Genomic DNA, 2,713 nt, shown 5'->3' with positions numbered 1-2,713 from the left:
TTGCGTTTGAAAATGTTTGTATAGGTCCATGTGGGTCTTTCTGTACTAGTTAATCCGCATCCATGCACATCCATTTGCAGACTTATGACTTCTATTACTCCGCTACGAACTCCTTTACTTTTGATGAAAAAAAATCCCAGCTTTTATCGTATCCTACTTCAAACGTCCACCCGTTAGAACGCAGCTTCTGGCCTAAATAGATGTAATCGGCACGTTGCTTATCGTTTAGGCTAACATCTAAAGTTCCATCACCAACCTTGAATTTATACATATAATTCTCCAATTTCCTAAGGATATCTCTCTTATCATCATCTATTTCAATTACAATGTGTAAGTTAATTGAATCGATGGCATCATCTAGTTTTTGGGTAACAAGAGTTTCATTTCCCCAATTATTATCTAGTTGATCCTGTATAGTTGCTTCAAGTTGAGCTAGATCTCCGTGAATGTAAGCATTCAAAAATTCATATCTCAATTCTTGATTTCTGATGACAATTTTATGATTCATAAATAATGCAACATTCCCGAATAGCGATACTGCTAGAATTACTATAATCCAGTTTTTTTTCTTCATACTTTCTCCAATCGCTCCTTCTACTCTCACCTACCCATATTTTTAAACACTCTTTTGACATGTAATTCGGCAATCAGTTCATATTAACCTGCCCGTTAGTTGAACAAAGGGCTACCTCTCGGTAGCCCTCTCATTATTGATCTATAGTTCTCCGTTAGTTCAATAAATCTTAACCTCAATCCGCGTGGCTCAACTTACCCGTTAGTTCAATAGAATCAACAGTTTCAGTCCGATGGTATCCTCTTGTCTATGATTCAAGCCACCACTTTCAATCCTATGATAAAATACTTATAAATCCCACTATAGCCAAACGGCCAAAGCGGATATAATCTTACTCTAAATTACTGGAGGTAGCGCTCCGTACTCGGCCCACTGCTCTTTTGTCGGGCCGTAAAGATCCGGCACACGAAGGCCTGCCTGACGCATCAGGACTGTCATCTGACCACGATGATGAATCTCATGCTTTACGAGAATATCCAGCATTAAGCCGTTTGGCCATTGATCACCATACATATCGCTCATGATAAGCAGATTCTCATCTTTCCAACTGGACTGTATAGCATCAAGGAGCGCTTGTGAGGTCCTCTTATAGACTGACGCGATGTCTGCTGCCGAAGCTGGCACCGGCATATCTTCGCCCGGTCCTTCGAAAGACAGTCCCGTCCGAGATGGCATTTCGTGCAACGTCTGTACAAGGTGCCATGCAACACGTCCAAGCGTTCTATGATCGCTTGTTATCTGTTGGCCAAGAGACTCGTCGGTCAGCATCTCCAGTGTCCGCATTGTTGCTTCCGTTTCATTCTGCCAAGTTGCGGCAAAATCTTTAATGTGTTTATACATATCCAACATCTCCTTTTTGTAATGGAATCAAGTTTATTATACCGAACATTAGTTCGCAAGTAAATATTTACATTTACTTAAACTACCCCCGTTAACCAAACGAAGCTGCCGAAAATCATTGCGCTAATCCCGAAATGTAATTAACTACGTATGGTTAATACTTTTGATCATTTTGTTTACGCTAGCCTGCCAATTAGCTTAATAAAAAGAGCAGGATACCGAAGCACCTGCTTATCAATGTGTATTATTCAACTATCGTGTCCCGTTAGTTCAACAATAGCCCATGACTATTGAAATGTTCTTTAACAGAACACTTATAAATCAGCCATTCTTAAGTTACTTTAATTTTTAATAGTCTGGTTTTCGTGACCATACCCGCACTCTCTAGAGTCCTCTTAGAAGCTTCGTTATAGTACCAACATCCACTTACAGGCTTAATACCCTGCTTTTCACACCATTTTCTTAATTGTAAGATAATTACTCTCCCAATTCCTTGCTTTCTATATGCCTCATTAGTTAACATACCTATGCTTGCTAAACCTTTGATCATCTTAGACTTCTCAACTACTCCGATTCCAAGCAATACAGCACCTCTATAGTAAGTGAAGAGTTCTCTATTGGCAATCCGCCGTTCGTATTGGTCAAGAAAATCCCCACAGATTTGTTTTATTTGTTGCAGATCTTCTAAATTAGCAGGGCGAAATGATTCATCACCTGAAACATTACTCTCTATTATGTCTGCTTGATTATCTTGGAAAAAGTAAGCTTGTTTGTTGATCGTGAAGTCCTTATCTACCGCTAGGCTTACAAATAGTTCATCGCAGGTCGGAACGAAAAGTGAGTTCACTGTATTACGTTCAAGCACTTGGCTAAACATTCTCTGCGAGTACATTTGGTAGGTGGGACTGATGTAGAATTGGGTTAGAAGTTCGTTATTGTGAATAGCATAGTAACCCACTACTTTTGATCCCTCTTGGATCATGTAAAAAGTCGATGCTAGAATATGCTCCTCCAAGAAGGAATCAAAAGGTGAAGATAACCCATGGATGTATTCTTCAATAAGATATTGAATTTCATTGATAAGACATTCTTTTGTAATCATCCCAAGTCATCCTTTCATGAAAGACTATTATTAATTCCATAGTAAATGATGCATTACATAAATTAAAGGGAAAGTATTCGTTAAACTAACCAGCCCGTTAGTAACCATTAGGGATTATATTGGATATTAAAGATAATTAATAATTATTTCTTAAACCTCTATTGAATTAAAAAGAAATGGCGTACCCATTAGATAAT

At 38.5% G+C, this 2,713-nt stretch carries 3 protein-coding genes; all 3 read right to left on the bottom strand.

Annotation, left to right across the window (positions count from 1 at the left end):
• Positions 1-94: 94 nt before the first annotated feature.
• The 3 genes from BW961_RS29320 to BW961_RS29310 all read right to left on the bottom strand — a co-directional run bounded on the left by BW961_RS29320 (position 95) and on the right by BW961_RS29310 (position 2,516).
• Positions 95-574, bottom strand: a complete 480-nt coding sequence (locus tag BW961_RS29320; RefSeq protein ID WP_068592264.1) for a hypothetical protein — start codon at positions 572-574, stop codon at positions 95-97.
• Between the two features lie 336 nt (positions 575-910).
• Positions 911-1,414: a DinB family protein gene (locus tag BW961_RS29315; RefSeq protein WP_036683089.1), complete on the bottom strand. Its 504-nt coding sequence runs from the start codon at positions 1,412-1,414 to the stop codon at positions 911-913.
• 331 nt (positions 1,415-1,745) lie between these two features.
• Positions 1,746-2,516 carry a GNAT family N-acetyltransferase gene (locus BW961_RS29310; RefSeq protein ID WP_068592266.1) on the bottom strand — a complete coding sequence of 257 codons (771 nt, stop codon included), beginning with the start codon at positions 2,514-2,516 and terminating at the stop codon, positions 1,746-1,748.
• Between the last annotated feature and the right edge of the window lie 197 nt (positions 2,517-2,713).

This window comes from Paenibacillus macquariensis (genome assembly GCF_900156375.1).
In the GTDB taxonomy this organism is placed as follows: Bacteria; Bacillota; Bacilli; order Paenibacillales; family Paenibacillaceae; genus Paenibacillus_AQ; species Paenibacillus_AQ macquariensis.
Note: the sequence above shows the minus strand (reverse complement) of the source record. Positions and strands in the feature narration are given on the sequence as shown.

Coding starts and splice junctions, on each gene's coding strand:
- BW961_RS29320 (WP_068592264.1), bottom strand. CDS start 574: ATGAAGAAAAAAAACTGGATTATAGTAATTCTAGCAGTATCGCTATTC.
- BW961_RS29315 (WP_036683089.1), bottom strand. CDS start 1,414: ATGTATAAACACATTAAAGATTTTGCCGCAACTTGGCAGAATGAAACG.
- BW961_RS29310 (WP_068592266.1), bottom strand. CDS start 2,516: ATGATTACAAAAGAATGTCTTATCAATGAAATTCAATATCTTATTGAA.